Source organism: Listeria sp. SHR_NRA_18, assembly GCF_003856515.1.
Lineage (GTDB): Bacteria > Bacillota > Bacilli > Lactobacillales > Listeriaceae > Listeria_A > Listeria_A newyorkensis.
Genome location: NZ_QPKR01000004.1, coordinates 179,300 through 198,498 on the forward strand (window position 1 = coordinate 179,300; position 19,199 = coordinate 198,498).

The 19,199-nt window shown below is 39.0% G+C and carries 21 protein-coding genes and 4 tRNA genes; 5 read left to right on the forward strand and 20 right to left on the reverse strand.

Going from position 1 to position 19,199, the window contains the following annotated elements; genetic code table 11:
- Window positions 1–73: 73 nt before the first annotated feature.
- The 13 genes from DUK53_RS07885 to DUK53_RS07945 form a co-directional block, all read right to left on the reverse strand.
- Window positions 74–397, reverse strand: coding sequence for a hypothetical protein (locus DUK53_RS07885; protein WP_124892670.1), 324 nt, complete (start codon window positions 395–397; stop codon window positions 74–76).
- A 29-nt stretch (window positions 398–426) separates the two neighbouring features.
- The gene (locus tag DUK53_RS07890) at window positions 427–849 is read right to left on the reverse strand and encodes a hypothetical protein (protein ID WP_052165010.1); all 423 of its coding nucleotides are present in this window, start codon (window positions 847–849) and stop codon (window positions 427–429) included.
- A gap of 20 nt (window positions 850–869) precedes the next feature.
- Complete coding sequence (locus tag DUK53_RS07895; protein ID WP_036132866.1) at window positions 870–1,817, reverse strand: hypothetical protein; 948 nt, start codon at window positions 1,815–1,817, stop codon at window positions 870–872.
- A 117-nt stretch (window positions 1,818–1,934) separates the two neighbouring features.
- Window positions 1,935–2,534: a recombinase family protein gene (locus DUK53_RS07900; protein ID WP_036091421.1), complete on the reverse strand. Its 600-nt coding sequence runs from the start codon at window positions 2,532–2,534 to the stop codon at window positions 1,935–1,937.
- 173 nt (window positions 2,535–2,707) lie between these two features.
- Entirely contained in the window at window positions 2,708–3,595 is an 888-nt protein-coding gene (locus tag DUK53_RS07905; RefSeq protein WP_036091419.1) for a hypothetical protein, read from the reverse strand.
- Between the two features lie 301 nt (window positions 3,596–3,896).
- Window positions 3,897–4,607: a PoNe immunity protein domain-containing protein gene (locus tag DUK53_RS07910; RefSeq protein ID WP_036091417.1), complete on the reverse strand. Its 711-nt coding sequence runs from the start codon at window positions 4,605–4,607 to the stop codon at window positions 3,897–3,899.
- Window positions 4,608–4,624: 17 nt separating this feature from the next.
- Window positions 4,625–6,100: a T7SS effector LXG polymorphic toxin gene (locus tag DUK53_RS07915; protein ID WP_052165011.1), complete on the reverse strand. Its 1,476-nt coding sequence runs from the start codon at window positions 6,098–6,100 to the stop codon at window positions 4,625–4,627.
- Window positions 6,087–6,401: a hypothetical protein gene (locus tag DUK53_RS07920; RefSeq protein WP_036091415.1), complete on the reverse strand. Its 315-nt coding sequence runs from the start codon at window positions 6,399–6,401 to the stop codon at window positions 6,087–6,089. The genes DUK53_RS07915 and DUK53_RS07920 overlap by 14 nt, the downstream gene beginning before the upstream one ends.
- Window positions 6,402–6,423: 22 nt before the next feature.
- Entirely contained in the window at window positions 6,424–6,717 is a 294-nt protein-coding gene (locus DUK53_RS07925; protein WP_036091413.1) for a hypothetical protein, read from the reverse strand.
- Window positions 6,718–6,898: 181 nt separating this feature from the next.
- On the reverse strand, window positions 6,899–7,621 hold the full coding sequence (locus DUK53_RS07930) for a hypothetical protein (protein ID WP_036091411.1): 723 nt from the start codon (window positions 7,619–7,621) through the stop codon (window positions 6,899–6,901).
- A 771-nt stretch (window positions 7,622–8,392) separates the two neighbouring features.
- Window positions 8,393–8,824 carry a hypothetical protein gene (locus DUK53_RS07935; RefSeq protein WP_036091409.1) on the reverse strand — a complete coding sequence of 144 codons (432 nt, stop codon included), beginning with the start codon at window positions 8,822–8,824 and terminating at the stop codon, window positions 8,393–8,395.
- A gap of 59 nt (window positions 8,825–8,883) precedes the next feature.
- On the reverse strand, window positions 8,884–9,372 hold the full coding sequence (locus DUK53_RS07940; protein WP_036091407.1) for a hypothetical protein: 489 nt from the start codon (window positions 9,370–9,372) through the stop codon (window positions 8,884–8,886).
- On the reverse strand, window positions 9,369–9,590 hold the full coding sequence (locus tag DUK53_RS07945) for a helix-turn-helix transcriptional regulator (RefSeq protein WP_036091405.1): 222 nt from the start codon (window positions 9,588–9,590) through the stop codon (window positions 9,369–9,371). Before DUK53_RS07945 ends, DUK53_RS07940 begins: the two co-directional genes overlap by 4 nt.
- A 125-nt stretch (window positions 9,591–9,715) precedes the next feature.
- Here DUK53_RS07945 and DUK53_RS07950 point away from each other — a divergent pair, with 125 nt between their 5' ends.
- A complete protein-coding gene (locus DUK53_RS07950) occupies window positions 9,716–10,045 on the forward strand; it encodes a helix-turn-helix transcriptional regulator (RefSeq protein WP_036091403.1) in 330 nt (109 codons plus the stop codon).
- A gap of 35 nt (window positions 10,046–10,080) precedes the next feature.
- Here DUK53_RS07950 and DUK53_RS07955 read toward each other — a convergent pair whose 3' ends face one another.
- The 4 genes from DUK53_RS07955 to DUK53_RS07970 all read right to left on the reverse strand — a co-directional run bounded on the left by DUK53_RS07955 (window position 10,081) and on the right by DUK53_RS07970 (window position 14,081).
- On the reverse strand, window positions 10,081–11,025 hold the full coding sequence (locus DUK53_RS07955) for a tyrosine-type recombinase/integrase (RefSeq protein ID WP_036091401.1): 945 nt from the start codon (window positions 11,023–11,025) through the stop codon (window positions 10,081–10,083).
- A gap of 144 nt (window positions 11,026–11,169) precedes the next feature.
- A tRNA-Leu gene (locus DUK53_RS07960) sits at window positions 11,170–11,253 on the reverse strand.
- Between the two features lie 328 nt (window positions 11,254–11,581).
- A tRNA-Glu gene (locus DUK53_RS07965) sits at window positions 11,582–11,653 on the reverse strand.
- A gap of 124 nt (window positions 11,654–11,777) precedes the next feature.
- Window positions 11,778–14,081 (reverse strand): family 10 glycosylhydrolase, encoded by a 2,304-nt coding sequence (locus tag DUK53_RS07970; RefSeq protein WP_052165012.1) that lies wholly within the window; start codon window positions 14,079–14,081, stop codon window positions 11,778–11,780.
- A 350-nt stretch (window positions 14,082–14,431) separates the two neighbouring features.
- On the opposite strand from DUK53_RS07970, the gene DUK53_RS07975 reads away from it, so the two are divergent.
- From DUK53_RS07975 to DUK53_RS07990, 4 genes are all read left to right on the forward strand, one after another.
- A complete protein-coding gene (locus tag DUK53_RS07975) occupies window positions 14,432–15,736 on the forward strand; it encodes a PTS sugar transporter subunit IIC (protein WP_052165013.1) in 1,305 nt (434 codons plus the stop codon).
- Window positions 15,737–15,799: 63 nt separating this feature from the next.
- Window positions 15,800–16,087, forward strand: coding sequence for a hypothetical protein (locus DUK53_RS07980; RefSeq protein WP_036091312.1), 288 nt, complete (start codon window positions 15,800–15,802; stop codon window positions 16,085–16,087).
- An 18-nt stretch (window positions 16,088–16,105) separates the two neighbouring features.
- Window positions 16,106–17,281, forward strand: coding sequence for an anhydro-N-acetylmuramic acid kinase AnmK (gene anmK, locus DUK53_RS07985; RefSeq protein WP_036091310.1), 1,176 nt, complete (start codon window positions 16,106–16,108; stop codon window positions 17,279–17,281).
- A complete protein-coding gene (locus DUK53_RS07990; protein ID WP_036091308.1) occupies window positions 17,274–18,362 on the forward strand; it encodes a DUF871 domain-containing protein in 1,089 nt (362 codons plus the stop codon). The genes anmK and DUK53_RS07990 overlap by 8 nt, the downstream gene beginning before the upstream one ends.
- Before the next feature lie 89 nt (window positions 18,363–18,451).
- Here DUK53_RS07990 and DUK53_RS07995 read toward each other — a convergent pair.
- From DUK53_RS07995 to DUK53_RS08005, 3 genes are all read right to left on the reverse strand, one after another.
- Window positions 18,452–18,542, reverse strand: a tRNA-Ser gene (locus DUK53_RS07995).
- 31 nt (window positions 18,543–18,573) lie between these two features.
- Window positions 18,574–18,646, reverse strand: a tRNA-Asn gene (locus DUK53_RS08000).
- A gap of 92 nt (window positions 18,647–18,738) precedes the next feature.
- Window positions 18,739–19,197, reverse strand: a complete 459-nt coding sequence (locus tag DUK53_RS08005) for a SprT family protein (RefSeq protein WP_036132949.1) — start codon at window positions 19,195–19,197, stop codon at window positions 18,739–18,741.
- Window positions 19,198–19,199: the final 2 nt, after the last annotated feature.

The window sequence follows — 19,199 nt, forward strand, 5'->3', positions numbered from 1 at the left end:
TATAATATTTTTAAAACTAATTTTCAACTTAATACTAAAAAATATAAACTTACTTAACTAGCATTATCATTAGCTAGCTTGTACTTAAGACCGTCGTCAACAGCTTTATTCCCGCATCACACGTTTTAATGACATCTGGTAATAGCCCAAATAATGTACGCGCACGTGATTTCTTTTGACAATCTACAGCTTCGCTAACATTTGCAAGATCTCCCAGAGCCTCTGTCTTTTCCTGATTAGTTAATTCTTTATTATTATTTATAAAATCTCGTAAGTCCCCGAAAATTTTATCATATTCTGAATTAGTACTCATGTTCTGAACAATCATCTTACCATCATTTTGATACGCGATATTTGAATTATTAACTTCAGCATTAAAATGAATATCATTTTTCACAAGTATTGCCCCTTTCATTAAGCCGTCTTCTATAACCCGTTCACAGCTCCTATATTCACCAAGGAAAGATATTCTACCACTTTTTTTTTTTCATCTGTAGAAGCATGTTTCCGAGCATCTTGTTGATAATTGTCGCTAAATGAGAATACAAAAACCCAAAATGGGTCATAGTCTTCCTCCTCACAAAACATACAATCTGTATAAATTTCTGATACATTCGTATCCAAATCTACAACCTGATTTTTATGTCCATCTGGGCATAAAAGCATCTTTTTCAATTCTAACTCATTTCCCACCTTATTGCGTAAAAATAAAAATACAGCTTCATAGTCATCATCTGGAAGGGAAAGTGCTGATAAAATATGCTCTACAGTGAAATTTTGTAATCCAACTTCTCTTTTAGCCCAATCTTCAAGAAGTCCATTCACCTTAACCATAGAGAAATTGCTCATAATTTCCCCTCCTTTCTAAATTAAACGTTTTCTAAAAGATCGTCCTGCTCTTCCTGCTCAGCGAGAGTAAGTGCTTCCCAAAAATAATCAAAGATAAATTCCGGCATCTCTTTATCAAATTTGTAAAAACCTCTTTTATAATTAATATGGAACTTAGTCTTTATGCTAAAACCTGTTGTTGGATCTTCGGAAATGAACATACAAGTCTCGGAATTATTATTATCTGTAGGCAAACCCGCTTCATTCAAAGCATCTGTTACCCTCTTACATTCCTCATTTGAATTTAAATCAGTTCCTTCTGCGCTATTTAAAGTAATGCTACCTATACTAGACGGTGTATCAATATCTCGAGATATTACCCCTGCTGATACCAATTCACATATTCTTTTTGCTGTTCTTTTTGTTGTTTTTGGAAAAGTATATGGCTCTATGTCTGATGATAGTAACATTAAATCTTTAATAAATGATGTATATTTCTTCGTATATGAGAATGCACACCTATGTTGAATCAGTTGATCTGTACCAAAATGAATCACCAAAGAGGTAAGCTTTGCAGATTCAAGGCTCTTTAATCCATATGCTTCCTTTACTTTTCTGGAATTTTTCTCCACCACAGTTATAAAGACATTCTCTCCTACCATGTTAATAGCACAAATTTGAGGTCTATTCAGCAATGGCGGTTCCCATGCTGTGTCTATGTCATCTTTCCCGATTATGCCTCTTTCTACTAAACTATCAATAAATTGTTGCGCTGTTCTTAATTTATCTGGAAAGCCATCGGGAAACTTCCACAAGGAAATATGCTTGCTTGAAAACTGATATTGTTTATTTAAAAATTCTAATTCCTTTTCTTTACCAATTTTATGTATCTCTTCTATGACATCTTCTCGCGTTTTCCGACCCGTTGTCACGCCATGTAACTTAGCAAATCGATTGATAATAGGGGTTTCTAAATAAATGTATTCCATTAACTCTCCTCTATTCTGTATATAATATATTCCATATTTCATTATATACAAAAAAGGAATTTTTTTCAATGTAAATATTTTATATTTGCTATATAGCTATATTAGCACAAAAATTTACTATTGTACAGAACGTACGTTCTTTTTCGATATTTTTTTGTACAAAGTAGCTTTTGGAACTCCTGTCATCCTGACTATATCTAAAACTGATAATTTATTTGCATCCCTGTTCTCCATCAGTTGGATTGCTTTCTTTATCTGCTCTTCTGGTTGTCCTTTGCGTCCTAATTTCTTCCCTGCTTGCTTTGCTCTAACCTTCCCTTCTGTCGTCCTATTTACTATCATATCACGCTCAAACTCAGCAAATGCACCTAGTACATTAAATAGTAATTTCTGCATAGGATTGCTCTCCACGTCCGCCCCAAAGGTCATATTATTATCTATGAAAACGACTGTAACTCCCTTTTGAAGAAACTCGCCCATAACATTATTTAAGTCAATAATGGATCGTGCCAAACGATCTATTTTAGTGATGTACACAATATCTCCTTCACGAGAATGCTTAATTAATTCTTGTAATGCTTCTCTGTTTCTTGTAGTCGTACCAGTCTTCTTCTCTATAAATAAATTATCACTTGCCACTCCGAAGCTGAGTAGTTTTTCTTGTTGGGTTTCTAAATCTTGTCCCACAGTGCTTACACGTGCATAACCTAGTTTCATGTCATAACCTCCGTCTATAATACACAATAATCGATACTTTTATTATAGACTATACAAGAGACTTAAATCAAGTGCTAGTTTAGTAATTCTGAGGTAGAAAAATCGGAGTCTCTATTTTATGAGTTCGAGACTCCAAATTTTAGTATCGTATGCGGAATAATCATACCCGACTATTACATACGTCTTCCAACAATTTTTTTATCCTTTAATACGTCCATATGGTAAATTACTTCCGATAAATCCCTAGATTGATTCAATACCTTATAATATATTTCGCTATTTTTAAGCTTAGATATAATATACTTGCGTTCACCCCATTTTGGATCAAACAAAGCTTCCTTCCTGCTCTTCTGAGCTTCCGCGATTAAATACTCCGTCTTCGCTAAGTACTTAGATTTTAATAGCACTATTTCGAACTCTTCCTCAGACTCTCCTCTGTACTCGAAACTGTTTAAAATAATATATCTACGTAACTTATTGTGTTCAATAGAATTTATATCAGTCCTACTTTTTAATAAAAATAATGAACGTACTATATAACAAAATAAGAACACCAGATTTAATGAGAAAAGATAATCTGCTAAATCTCCACTTTCTATTATTAAAGGATTGGCAAGAAATGCAGTGTAGTGAGATGTTAAGAAGATAGTATTTAAAAAGAAATAATAAACCCAGTAATATGTAATTAAAAGCACAATAATGCTCAATAATCTTCTTATACCACTGTAAATATTCCAACTCTCAGTAGTATTATCTGCAAAATCTCTTTCTTTTGGAGTTACCTTCCACCAAGGTAAATATGATACTAGAGATAACACAAAAAATAAAACAATTAAAGCTCCTAGTATCACTACAAGATTATCATATACATAATTTATTGGAATTAGCACAATGTTTTGTAATTTTTTCGGAATCCATTCTGATACGTTTAATAATTTATTATATTCAGGACAATAAAATAAAATTATTCCTATTAGAAAAATAACATAGGTTAATGGTATATTAACTGTTTTATCCGTATACTCCCTAATCATCTTAATGTACAGAAATACATCTTTCATAATTCACTTCCCCCCATAGTAATCAGATTCTTAAATTTATAGCTTCAACGCCCTTAGTGACTTATCGAACAGTATCGTTGAATTTACAAACGCTCTCTGATTGTATTGTTGTTCTCTTGGTTTTTCAAATTTAAATGCTAGTCCATATAGTATATTTACGAGTGTCCTACTATATAATTACAAAAAAATTGTAAGGCTCATTAACCTTACAATTTCTTAAAAATAACAAAATATAGCAGGATAATAAAGCGCAACTTAAATCAAGGTTAATTAGATTAATTTTCATGCAACATTAAATAAATCATCCCTCACTATTCTTATAATGAACCAAATCGTAAGGATAGAATGGAACGCCTTTTAGTACGTCATCATCTAAATCCATTATCTTAGCTATTGCCCCGCTCTCAAAACTCCAATACCCATAATACAGCTTCTCTTTCTCATTATGAATATCAAACCAACCAGAATCCGCATTTCCCTCATACCATTTTTCTGTCAGGTAATTTTTCAAACTAATCACAGCAGTATTCTGATCCTTGTTTATAACATCTCCCAAATACATATATGGTGCTTCATGTAAAAATTGACTACTCATAAAATCAACATCTCTATCTCGATAATGTATTAAATAACGAAGTAAAAAATCTTGCTCCTCACTTTGCAATACCAGATCTTTCAATAAATCAAAAGAATTGTCATCTATCTCAAGCATAATACCAATCGATAGCATCCATAAAATATCCGAATAACTAGCATCGACATCCCAAAAATCAGCCATATTAGCAACAATTTCCTCATACTGCCCTTTCAAAGTACCAAATCTTTCACCGCTAGAATAGCCTGCAACGAGTATTTGGAATTTTAGCGCCTCTATCTTCTCTTTGACAGCAAATACACGATTTTCTGCTACTTCATTAGCATCCAGCTTTAATTGAAATTTCTCAATCCGCTGCTTCTGCTGTGCAATGTATTCTTTAAAATACAACTCATCTTTAATATAATCTCTAATCATTGCTTAACCACCTCTTCTCACTTTATAGCATTGCCTTTCGAATCGAGCTTAGTAACAGTAATTGAGCCATCTGGTGCAATATTAACTAACTCTCTGTTGTAACCTTCTAGAAGAATATCATCTGCTTTATCAATTCCAACTGATTTTTCGAGTCTAACACCCGTTTTCCCACCGTTAGTCCAACTATCACTCATCTGTTTACCATCTTTTGTTTTTCTTAATTGAGAAGTTCCATACTTAGCTTCCGCAATAACATACTTTGGTGGTGGACTTGAATTCTCATACACGCCATCAATACCTTTGACAATTTTATCATTCAGCCCTGTTACACGATCTCCACTAATTCGCTTGTACGTAGTACTCTCAAAATAAACGTCCATTTTCATCTCGCCGTAGTTACCCTTGCGCTTGTTTGTAACTAACTGCACTTTACCACTTTCCACCTTCTTAATGATATTGAACTGCGTTGTATGGACATTTGGAGGAATCGTATTCATTTTTATCTTTAAATCAGACTTCACACTATTTAGATTATCTTTGGAAAAAACGCGCCCGCGAGCACGCACAGCCACTAGACTTGTTGCTAAACCAGCTATGATAGAAAAACTCTGCGCTCTAGTAATTGGCTCATCTGTGAAATAGTATCTACCTTCTATTGCGGCTTTTATGATTGCTGCATCAATGTCTTCTTGCTCACTCTTCACTTCTTTAACCGAGCCGTCTCTTAATCCGTCATTATACGCAATCGTAGCTTCTGCACAATCCGCATCCGTCTTACCATTCTTCGTTAGTACCCAGTAGTTTCCTTGCAACGTCTTTTCATACTTATCGAAATTAAACGTCTTCTTCGCTTTTTTCGGTGCCAGCGCGCCTAATTTTATCTTAGACGGCTGGAACATATGAGACGAAGCATTAAACGCAACGCCACTCTCAATCTGAGCCAGACTTTGCTTCACTTGATATAAATCTGTCAATACATCACGTAGCATGTTACGATGTGTCGCTTCAAAATGCTCATACTTCTCCAATATCTCTTCTTCTTTACGGAATTGCCCCATCGCTGTCTCCATACCTAATTGTAACCCAATATTTTTCCCAATGGAAGCCATGCTATTGGCCGCGGAATTAGTATCTGCTTTCAACGCCTCTATTTTGTTCTCATACTTCCGCATGTCTGCTTGTAATTCATACATCCGTGCCAAATCCAGCTTCGCATTCATCGAAGCATCTACTTGGGAATAGAAATCCGAGACATACTTTTTCAATCTTCTCTCGGCATCCTGCAGGCTATTTTTCGTAGCCTTAATAAGCGGATAGTAAACGTCTCGATAATATGCCTTCGCTTGATCACCGATTTCTCCTTGAATATCTGAATCTGATAAAAAACTTCCAATTGCCGTTTTACGCAGATCTAATTCTTGTTGTACTCGCTTGGACTCGGCAATAAACACCGACACAAAATTATGTACTTCTGCAATATCAATGCGCGCCATTTTTCGGATTCTCCTTCAACTTATCCAACTGGATTCGAATTTGTCGCTTTTCCTCGATGATTTCGTCTTCTAACGCATTCACGTATTTGCGTGTCTCACGCCATTCCTCTTCTACCGCATCTTCCAGTCTACTCATCGTTTGATCAGCTTTCTGCCCTTGCCACGCCTCACTAAAGTTCACAAGAATATTAGCTTTATCCCGATTCAGCTGAATCAATCCTATCTGAATGTCTTCTAATTTCCGCCGTTTATTGATGCTTTCTTCTAATCGTTTTTCTAGTAGTCTTCTCTCTTTTTCCATCTTCCTTATGCCCCCTACATGATTATTTCTTACTGACAAAATCCAATCCTGATTGCAACATTTGTCCCAGTGCTTTTTCCGATGCCACAAAAGCTTTCTCTACATTCTTCAAGTTCTGTCCGTCCTTTACAAACGCACTCGGAAACGCTTGCAAAAATTGCGTCATTTCCATACAATCATAGACTAACTCTTGCGCCGTGCCTGTGGAATAGGCAACATTCGGACGTAATTTGAATGCCAATGCATCTGGATTCTTTCCCATCGCCGTTGCATGTTCCGATAACCTACCACTTGGTAGCTGTATTTTCTTTGCCACTTGATGCTCATTCCTTCCTTTATCTAGTCTTCATGGAAATATTATACCATAGCTTAGTGATACGGAATAGCCTGTTTTATCCAACTACATTACTTATTCTCAATTTTTACTGAAAAGCACTATTAACTGTATCCCTTCTCAACATACTCACTAAATGTTGCTAGAGAACAATGCAGTTTCATTACTCTATATTCTGATATTCCTGAAACAATTTATTCATTTTATTCAGCAACCTACGCTTCGCTTGTTGATAGCTTTTTAATGTTATACCTGTTTGCATAGCCGCTTGTTCATCTGAATCCACTAAAAGCATAGTACAAAAAATATTAACCTCGTTATCTGTCAACAATTTATTCTCATCAATATGAATTAATGCCGATTCTATAGTCAATATAAGATCTACTTCATTGGCTATATTCCTACCCGGTATCTGATTTATTAGAGCTAAATCAGCATCAAATTTATTTGGTATTTTAACCTTATAGTTATTGTCCACGACGCCCTTTTCTGATTTTTCGTTCTCTCTTTCCTTTTCACTCTTTCGCACCCGTCCAAATTCTTCCTTCAATGTTAATATAATGGTATCTCTTTCCGCGCTCCTCAATATGTTTTCAGTTAGCATTGACCCTGACAGATTTGGTATAGCACTCTTGTTATTAATCAGTAGTTCATAAAACTCATTAATGTTCATTTCTCTTTCCTTAGCTTTATCCAGTTCTCTATGAATCTGATTGTATATCTCACGTTGGAAATCCATTAATAGATTTTCATGTATGTAATAATAACGTTTGCCTTTAAACTTATTTTTAAGCCTTATCTCTAATTTACTAATTCTCTTTTGGTTTTTTTGTAAAAAGTAATCCAAAATTTCTTCCTCTGTATAAATTTTTATATCCTCATTCAAAATTTTTCCTCCTTAGGTGAAGCAATAGGCTATTACAATGTGCATATATACTATGATATAAATAATTCTATTAATAACTTAATTTAAAAATTAATAAATAAATTACTTAATTAAAAAAGGGACTACTTTCTAGGACACAAACGAACGCAGTGAGTTAGTGGAACTAGAAAGTAATCCCCCCCGTTGAGCTGGGTAAGCTCATGGAGGGAATCTTTTCGAGGGCACGACGTGCCCTTGAATAAGAGGGCGGGCATCCGCCCCATTACTTTTACTTACAAGTAAGTAATTTTATTGATACATAAATTAAACCTGTTTTCACTTTAATACTATAATAATCAGATTCCTAATCAAGCTAGTTTAACAGATTCAAATAATCTCTATTAATTATTAATCCCACCTATATAATACCATAATTATGCCCTTTTTTGTCAGAAATAAATTTAATCAGTAAACTATTAAATAATAGGTTATCAGGATATGTATGTGTATTTTCAAACTAACTATTTAATACTATAATTTAGAAAAACACCACTGAATAGTACTGTTTCTACTTTAGTTCATTTTTATCATCAAGGTATATATTGATGATTCTATATCAGGAAAAATAGTATTTTATCTTACTATTCAGTTATTTTTTTGCTATACCTTGATCAAAAAAATTTTAATTATTGTTATAGCTTTTTAACTAAAAACACACCCCTTAAGCTGTATATCAGGAGTATATAAGCTACGGGGGTGGTGTATAGCGCTATATGAACGGGGTGGGGTTAACTAATCAATTCTTTTGTATACGCCCATCTCTTTTTCTGATCCGTCATCATACTGAATCATCATAGTCAGCTTGTTGTTTCTGTCTGACAAAACAAACCTTACGTCTACCACAGAATCAATATAATTATTGTATACATCATCTTGGTCTATAATTAAATTCTTACCTTTCTTTTTATATTTCAGCAAATCGTTACCACTAATTCTCGTCTGTATCAGATTATTATCTTCAATCTTTATTTGATAACGTTGCTCACCACTTAGACTATACTCATTTCCTACCAATTGATTATTTGAGCACTCTTTTACTGTAAAGATTACGCCAACTACAATTAAAATGATCATAAGCACTTGTTTAAGCATTCCCGATGTATACTGATTGATAAGTGTTCCCGCAATAACAGCAAGTGCAATTGTTATAATAATATTCAGCAAATTTATTCCTCTTCTCTCTTTTTTATGAATGCCTCTTATTTTCCGATTTCTCAATTGCATTATTGTAGTTCAGGATCATTGCCTTGTTTCGTTTTAAGTGCATTATCCGCATCCAATAAATACATATCTACATCCTCTTTTACGGATGAAATTTCTATCAACATACCTTGATTATAGTTAAACGCAGCATCTACTACATTCTCTGTAATAAATAATATACCTTCTGATGCTTTATTTAAGTTATCCTGTACAATATCGTAGCCTTTTGCTGGGCGCAAATTCTGAACTTCTAGTGCACATTTCTCTAAATCACTTACTGCCTCTGAAAATGCTTCTTGCCATTCTTTGCTAGTGATAACATTATAAACCAAAAGATCATAGTACCTATCGTAAGCACGCCTTAATGCGCCAACCTTAACAGATACTGCTTCTTCATACACTTCTGGACTAGGTGGCTTATCCACATTTTCATCATCAGAAACTGTAGCACACGCAGTCATATTTAAGATTAGCAAAATCATACCAAAGCTGATTATCCAACGTTTCATAGTTCTATCCCTCCCTCTTCGCCTTTATAAAAAGCATCTTGAAATATTATTTCCTTCTTCACTCCAAAAATACCTTCAATTTTTTGCATGTAATATGGAGATGGGCTTGTTCTCCCTCTCTCCCATGAGCTAACCGTCTGTTGTTTAATATTCAGCACATCTGCCAAGCTTTTCTGAGATAATCCCATGCTTTCTCGTAATTTACCAAGTTGATTCATTCTTTCCCCTCCCAATTTCATTATATAACTACAAATAGTTGTTATCAACTCTTATTAGTAGTATTTAATCTTTTTTATTTTTTTATACAACAATTCGTTGTAATGTATAGTATGAGGTGTTAATTATGAATGTAAAATATAGTGACAAAATTAAACACGCCAGACAAAAGAAAAGGTTATCTCAAGTAGAGTTAGCTCGACTAATCAATGTATCACAACAAGCTGTTGCAAGCTGGGAAGTTGGGCGTACCGAGCCAAAGTCAGAAAACTTTCATGCCCTTTCTAGAGTCCTAGAACAGCCTATCAGCTATTTTGTAGACAATGAAGAGGAATACCGCCAGTTGTCTTTTAACAAGCTCTATGAGTCTTTAAATGCCTCTGATAAGGAATTAGTAATTAACTACATGCGCTTGTTAAAAAAGCAAGAAGAAGAACGTCAAAATTTCCTTAATTAACCATGCTCACTCTGCCTTGTTGGTCATGGAATGTCTTAAAATAATTTGCTATAATCCTTTTTCAGTTTGGACTGCCCTTTTAGATCATTCCCCCATATCTGGACATATCTCTTCGTGACCTCTAAGGATGAGTGCCCTAACAAAGTAGCAAGTGAAAAAGCATCCATACCTGCCAAAATTGCATTTTTAGCGTAAGTTCTCCTACAAACATGAGGACTTACTTGTTTTTGCACCTTGCACGCCTTACCAGCTTCTCTGAGATTCTGCTGAAACGTATTTTTACTATATGGAAGCTGATCTCTATTAATAAATACTTTGGTATGCGAAATATCTCCTCGTATTTTTAAATAGGAGTCTAATTTCTCCTTCATTCCCTTCGAAATATAGACTATTCTCTGCTTAAGGTTCTTTGATTCGACAACAACGATATAATCATTATGAATATCTTGTATATTAATACCGACTGCTTCCGAAATACGCACTCCCGTATCTAATAACAATTGGAAAATAACCAAATCTCGATAAGAACTAAACGTTTCTTTTTTCTTGAAATGGTTAGCTATTTTCTTAATTTCATCAGAATTTAAAGTCTCTCTTATTTCTTCTCTGACTCTTAATAAACTAAGATTTTCACAGGGGTTTACCTTTATAAAACCTTGCTGATAAAGATAGTTATAATACGCCTTAATAGCCTTTATTTTGCTATTAATTGTATTAATCCTCATAAATCCTTTCCAATACATAATCATGTCCTCAAGGTCTCTCTGCGACAGATGCATGACAGGCTTCTCAACCTGAATATAGTCCCTATCTCTTTTGAGAACATTAATTGCATCCACATAGTACTTAATAGTCGTTTCCCGTACATTTCTAATCCTTCTTGATCGTATAAATTCCTCTAATACAAAATTATCGTCAGGCACAATCGTTTGGTAAACGATTGCCTTCTCTTCTGCACTTAATCGATTACTTCTTCTCATAAAAAAAATGACCTCCCCACTAGACTTACCCACTAGGTCAGAGACTCATTTAGCCTATCAAAAAAGCTTGCGGTCGTGGCGGAATTGACATACGCGCAGGACTCACAAACTTATTGATATTACAGTATTCTTAATCCAAAATGATGCGGCCGAGAGGACTTGAACCTCCACGGGTTTTACCCCACTAGGCCCTCAACCTAGCGCGTCTGCCGATTCCGCCACGACCGCTCTATCAACACTAATTAATATTATATTATTGGAACCCCACCATGTCAATGATTATCTCAAAAAACATGAATATTTATTCAAAACCGACACTCACACCACAAAACCAGCACAATCAAATACAAAAAAAACGCCCAACCCATCTCTTTTCTTTTTCAGGTAGGACGAAATCTCCGCTTTACACAAATCGAGCGAAAACGTTTGCATTCCGCCAGTTTTGTGGAAGCCGGAAGCGGAATGTACTTACGTACATGAGAACCGGAAGTCCACGAAACTGGTGGAATGCGAACGCTTGCCGCCGATTCCTTTGCGTATACACAAAATAATGCTATGACCCGTACGGGATTCGAACCCGTGTTACCGCCGTGAAAGGGCGGTGTCTTAACCGCTTGACCAACGGGCCGTGATGCGTAGCTCTAAAGCCAACTTTTTTATTATAGCATACTCCCCAAAACTTGCAATACTTATTTCAAAATTCTCAAAAAAAGTCTCTGCTTATTTCTAAACAGAGACGCTACTCTTTCTTCCTAGGCTTGTCTTCTTTTCCAACGTAGCAGTAGTAGCACACCTGTCATGCTAACGACCAATCCCAACACAATAGCTAAATCCATCGACTTGTCACCGGTTGTTGGCAACATGCCTTTATCTGTACTCGTTTCATCGGGACTTTTCGCTACTTTTTCCACAGATGGTGCTTTTTCTGGCTGGTTTGGCACGATTTCTTTCTCTGGCGGTATCACGATTGTTCCATCTGGTTTTGGTGTTGGATCTGGCGTTGGTTTCGGTTCGGGTTTTGGTGTCGGCTCTGGATCAGGTTCTGTTGGCATGACTTCCTCTGGGTCTTTCGTATAGCTCACAATGACCGTCTGTGCTTGATCTGTGAACGTTCCGCTTGTTTGCGATGCTTTTTGTGTGTAGCCTGCAATCGCTTTTATTTCCGCCGCAAAATTTTCACCGACGTTTCCTTTTAAAATTTCTGGTGACGCGATTTCTCCACCATTCTCATCTTGGTATAAAACGGTCACATCAGCGCCTGGAATTTGGGCGATAACTGGCGCGGATTCATTGCTGGCCGCGTCAAGTGCGGTCACGACATAGGTGCCGGATTCGCTAATTGGATAGCTGAATTCGGATGCGTCGCCGCGCCAAATTTTGGTGACGATGTTGGCTGGGTTGGCAGTGATTTCTGCGGCTGTTCCTGTGCCTTTATAAACGACATAGTAGCGCGCGGAATTGGTGGTTGTGTCTGACCAAGTGAGGGCGTCCGCGGTTTGCTTGACTTCCACCGGTGCGGCAATCGCTTGGTGCGCCAGCCATGGTTTACTCGGTGTTAGAGAAGGTATCGCGAAATAGGTCTCTTTTAAAAGATCAATCGCGTCGTTTTTTGCTTGGTTTGTTGGGGTTGCGATATCGCTTTTTTTGATGTCATTATAGCTGAACAGAACGCTTCCGGAAACTTGGCCTAGTAGCTGATTGAAACGCATCTGATTCGGAATTTCGGCTGGGTTCATCCACGCAGCTTCCCAACCGCCGTTTCCGACGTGTTTATAGTTCGCATGCCCAACGTAAATCTGTACGTGCGTCCCTTCTGCGGCCTTGTTCCACCATCTCGCTAAATCGCCATAAGGTGCGGCTGCTTGGTCAAAACTCCAGTAAATTTGCGGGGTCATATAGTCCACTTTCTCGTCTTTAATCCACTGATAGGTGTCCGCGAAAATGCTTTGTGAATAGGACTGCGAGGAACCTGTCGGCGTGTTGGAACCGAGCGGATTATTCGCTTTGTGCTCCCAAATGCCAAATGGACTGATCCCGAATTGAACGGCGGTTTTCTTAGCATGGTTGCTCGTGTCGATGGTATTTTTCACCTTATCAACGAGCGTCGTAATATTATCGCGGCGCCAATCATCAATCCCTGCTTTTGTGTTCGGATAACCGGCCGGAATGCCGTATTTGGCAAAGGTTGCCGCGTCCTCATCTTTATCGCCGAACAGCACATTTTTTCCATCTACTGTGATGCGATATGGGTAAAAATAATCATCGAAATGAATCGCATCGACATCATAATTAGTTACGACTTCCTCGATGGTTGCGGCTACATGATCTTGCACTTCCGGAATGCCAGGATTGAGAAATAGCTTTTCGTCAAAACGCAGCACGCTCTCCGGATGCAAAACAGCGTAATTCGTATCTGCTAACAGTCCCGCCTTGTTCCATGCTACGATTTGCTCTGGAACCGTCATCGCAAGCGCTTCCTCTTTGGTCGCGCCGATTTTAGTCAAAACGCTTTGTGTCGTCAGCTTCGTATTCGTCACGCGATATGGATTAAACCAAGCGTGATATTCCATGCCGCGTTTGTGTGTTTCCTCGACCATGATTGCGAGCGGGTCATATCCTGGATCTGCGCCCTGCACACCACTTGCGATGAACTCTGACCATGGATTTATTTTAGATGGATAGTACGCGTCAAGGAGTGGCCGAACTTGGAAAATAACCGCGTTCATATTCCACGTTTCAAAATCATCCAACACCGTTTTATATTGTGCACGGAAAGCCGATTCTGATGCCACTTTTGCGAAGTTCAGATTGGCAATCGTCGCAACCCAGGAACTCTTGAATTGTTCCTTATCTTGCGTGTAAGTCGTTGGAATCTGGACTTGCTCGCTGGAACCGTTATAGTAGAAAACTGGTGTGTTGGCGTCATAGCCATAGGTCCCATCCGCTTTTTTGATGAATTTTGTCAGTCCCTCTGTTGTCTCATCCGCCTGTACTGCAACGGAGAAAACGGATACACTTAATATAAGTATGAATAACATTGATGCCCACTTTTTCATTCTTCATCCCCCTTTTTAATATCGCCAAATTTTATAATATTTTCCAGATGACGATTACGGGTTCAATATATCATCTTCACACATGGATTTCAACTTATTTTTTAGAAAAATTAATTATATTCAGCTTTTACACACTGCAAAAAAAAGCCGCCAGACCTCTGATAGCAAGTTATTTCATGTTTCAAACCAACTGAAATAAATTTTTAAATATTTTTTGCAAGCGTTGACATTTTATTTCAAATGAACTAGAATACACCTTGAGAACTATTTTATGCTAAAAGGAGGTTTTTCATCACCATTTTCACAGCAGAGCTAATACATAACTAACTAAATAAAAAGGGAGAATCATTATGCAAGCATTTATGAATTTTTTAGAGAAGTATTTGTCGATTCCAATGGCAAAATTGTCTGAACAGCGACATCTACGCGCGATTCGTGATGGTGTTGTTTCGTCGCTACCGTTTATCATTGTTGGTAGTATGTTTTTAATCGTTGCTTTTCCACCGGTGCCTGAGAGTACGGCGCTTTATCAATGGGCCCAGGAGCACGCTTTTGAAATTTTAATTCCTTATAGGATGACGATGTTTATCATGTCCCTCTATATCACTTTTGGAATCGGTTACAATTTAGCGAAGAGCTACAAACTTGATCCACTATCTGGCGGACAAATTGCTGTTGCTTCGTTTCTACTTACCTTGACGCCTATCGCACTTGATAAAGTCGGTTTTGTTCTACCAATGGCAAACTTAGGCGGTCACGGATTATTCATGGCAATGATTGTTTCAATTTTTTCTGTTGAAGTGATGCGCTTCTGTAAAACGCGTAATATTACAATCAAAATGCCAGAACAAGTTCCACCTAGCGTAGCAAGATCGTTTGAAGCACTTATTCCCGTAGCTTTTGTTGTTGTATTTATGACACTAATCACGGTTGTCCTTGGCATCGACCTGCATTCACTCGTCGACCAAGCCGTTTCACCTATTGTAAAAGCTGGCGATACCTTATTCGGTGTCCTCTTACCAGTATTTTTAATTGGGTTCTTCTGGTCCTTTGGTATTCACGGAATTTCCGTTATTGGAGCCGTTGCAAGACCTCTTTGGGAGAAATATTTGGGCGCCAATGCGGAAGCTGTCGCGGCTGGTAATCCACTTCCTCACGTTGCTCCTGAGACGTTTTTCCAATGGTTCGTATGGATTGGCGGTTCTGGCGCGACACTCGGTTTAGTCCTTGCCATGCTGTTCTTTGCCAAATCGAGTTATTTGAAAGCGCTTGGCAAAACAACACTGGTTCCGAGTCTTTTCAATATCAATGAGCCCGTTATCTTCGGGACGCCGATTGTACTCAATCCGATGTTGATTATTCCGTTTATCTTCATTCCGCTTATCACAACAACGATCGCCTATTTCGCGACTACGCTTGGTTTCATTTCACCAACCTATGTCATGGCGCCGTGGACTTTACCCGCCCCGATTGGAGCATATCTGTCTACAGGTGGCGACTGGCGAGCCATCGTTCTCGTCCTCGTCAATATCGCGATATCGTTTGTCATCTACATCCCATTCTTCAAAATGTACGATCAAAAACTACTGGATGAAGAACAAGCACAAGCAGATGAAAATAAAGAAACGCACAGCAATGAGCCGAATTTGGCTTAACACGAAACACAAGGAGGGGCAGCATCGTTGTCCCTCTTCATTTAAATAGGAGGTTTTACCCGCATGGAAACGAATAGTAAATGGATCAAGTTTAACTATAAAAGCGCGATTATCTTTTTCGCAATCACGATTTTAGCCAATCTTATTTTCCTTCCTGTACTTACCGGCCTTGGCGTCTCTAAGGCTCTCGCTTTGTTCCTACTTACGAGCCTCGGTAGTAGCGCTGGGCTATCTTACATTTTACTCGCGAAACACGGTTTTTATAAATCCAAGAAACAGGCGGCGATTTTTACAACGGTCGTTACGCTGGTCTGCACGGCGAGTTGTTACTTTTTAATGTATCTGAGCTAAAATGAGGAGGTTCAAACGATGTATGTTGTTGGATTAATGTCTGGTACGTCACTCGATGGCGTGGACGTGGCTTTGCTTGATATCAAAGAGCTTGATGGGAATTTGTCGACAAAACTGATCGATTTCAAAACGGTGCCCTTTCAACCTGGAATCGTGACGGAAATTCGTAAAAGTTTGAGTATAGAGGAATCGGATTCACAGCTGATTTGTAGTTTAAATTTCAAATTAGGTGTGCTTTTTGCGGAAAGTGTGAAAATGATTTGTAGTAAAAACGGGATTGCGGCGTCAGAGCTTGGCGTGATTGGCTCGCATGGCCAGACGATTTTTCATCAGCCAGAGCAAGTCGGTGATTTCGCTGCTTCGACATTGCAAATTGGGGAGCCTGCGGTGATTGCGTATGAAACGGGCGCGACGGTTGTCTCGAATTTCCGCACGATGGACATGGCTGCCGGTGGTCAAGGCGCGCCGCTCGTGCCGTTCACGGAGTTACTGCTCTATCGGGACACGCACAAAAATCGCTTATTGCAAAATATCGGCGGGATTGGGAACGTGACAGTTTTGCCTAAAAATGCGACGCTGGATCAAGTTTTTGCGTTTGATACGGGCCCTGGAAATATGATTATCGATGATTTGATGCAGCGCTTATTCGGGCGTGGCTACGATGATGGTGGCGAAATGGCGGCGCACGGCGTGGTGAACGAGGAGTTGCTCGCCTATTGTATGGATGACCCTTTTATCACCGCTGCGATTCCAAAATCCACTGGGCGCGAGCTTTTTGGGAAGGAATATACCGATGAATTGCTGACTACATACGGGCATTTGGCGCCGGAGGATTTGATCGCGACAATGACCATGTTTACAGCCAAAACCATCGCTTCCAACTACGAACAATTCGTCTTTTCAAAAATGGCGATCGATGAAGTGATTGTCAGCGGTGGCGGAAGTTATAACAAGACGTTATTGCGCTATTTGGCGGAACTTTTGGAGGGGCGTTGTGAGGTATTGACGCAGGAAGACATTGGCTATTCCTCCGACGCAAAAGAGGCGGTCGCGTTTGGCTTGCTGGCGTATGAAACATTGCATGGTCGGCCGTCCAACGTTCCGATGGCAACCGGCGCTCGCGAACACGTCATTCTCGGTAACGTCACGTATCCCCCGCTAAAATATAAGGAAGAAGGTACGATTCATGCATAAACTTGGCATTTCGATTTATCCAGAACACGCGACACCTGAAAAAGATAAGGCTTACATTAGTTTGGCGCACAAATACGGTTTTACACGGGTGTTTACGTGTTTATTGTCGGTGAGCGGCGATAAAGAACTGATTTTACGCGAATTTAAAGAAACGATTAGTTATGCGAACGAGCTCGGCATGGAAGTCTTGGTTGATATTTCGCCACGCATTTTCGAAGCGCTTGGCATTTCTTACGATGATCTGTCCTTTTTCCACGAGCTCGGCGCCTACGGGATTCGCCTAGATATGGGCTTTACGGGCAATGAAGAAGCTGCGATGACGTTTAATCCGTACGGTCTCAAAATCGAGATTAATATGAGTAACGACACGAATTACTTGAATAATATCATCGATTTTCAGCCGAATCGTGATAATTTGATTGGTTCCCATAATTTTTATCCACACCGTTATGCTGGTCTTTCCTATGATTATTTTGTGAAATGCAGCGAGCGTTTCCGCAGTTTTCAGATTCGCACCGCCGCGTTTGTTCATTCGAATGACGCGACGTATGGTCCTTGGCCAGTGACGGAGGGCTTGTGCACGCTTGAGATGCACCGCGGTTTGCCGATTGATACGCAGGCAAAGCACCTTTTAGCGACCAAGCTCATCGATGATATTATCGTCGCGAATGCCTATGCTTCTGAGGACGAACTAGCGCGACTGAGCGCCGTGCTCCAAGCAGAGAAATTCGGCTTAAAAATACAACTTCACGACACCATCACTCCATTAGAGCGCAAAATTGTCACGGAAGAGCCTCACTTCTATCGCGGCGACGTATCCGATTATTTCATTCGCTCGACACAATCACGCGTCAAATATCGCGGCGAAGATTTCAAACCTACCTTCACACCAAATATCAAACGTGGCGATATCTTGATTGAAAATGAGCTATACGGCCAATATAAAGGCGAATTACAAATCGCTCTAAAAGACATGGAAAACCGCGGCAAAACCAATGTTGTTGGACGGATTCTGGATGAGGAAATTTTCTTGCTGGACTACATGGAACCGTGGACGAAGTTTGAATTTTTTGTGGAGTAACTATACAAGCAGGCTGGTCATCTAGACTGGCCTGTTTTTGTGTATGAAAAAAACGATACATTTCTGCATCGTTTTGAAAGTTTATAATATGGCGGAGAAGGAGGGATTTGAACCCTCGCGCCGCGTTAACGACCTATACCCTTAGCAGGGGCACCTCTTCAGCCACTTGAGTACTTCCCCATATTTGAATCGTCAGCTCGCATAAAAAGAACTCCACAGGCAAGACTCGAACTTGCGACCGATCGGTTAACAGCCGATTGCTCTACCAACTGAGCTACTGTGGAATAGCGTCATTTTGTTTTGCTGACTCTTTACATTATAAGCAGGAATACTGAAAAAATCAAGCTTTATCTGGTTATTTCACTAAAACAATTTTTCACCTGTTCACAAGTTCTTCATTCTTATACGCCAATCGTCCATTACAGCGGCCACAACGGTATTTTTTCACATCGAAGCGGCGCTTGCGTAGAAATTCTGTTTGGCATGATAAACACGTGTAGCGGTGCATTTTTTGCGTCGTCGGAATCGCTTGGCAAAACCGCGGGGCATCGACTTTTGCAAGCAGTGCTCGAAAATCCGCATCACGATGTTGGTAGCCTTTTCCCTCAAGGTGTAGGTGATAGTGACACAGCTCGTGTTTCATAATCCCGATGAAATAATCCAAGCCGAAATTCTCCAGATACCGCGGATTCATTTCGATATCGTGACTCTGTAACAAATAACGCCCACCAGTCGTGCGCAGGCGCTGATTAAAGCGGGCTTGGTGCTGGAACCTTTTTTGGAAAAATTGCAACGACACGCGTTCCATATGCCGCTGCAACTCTTGTTCTGTCATCA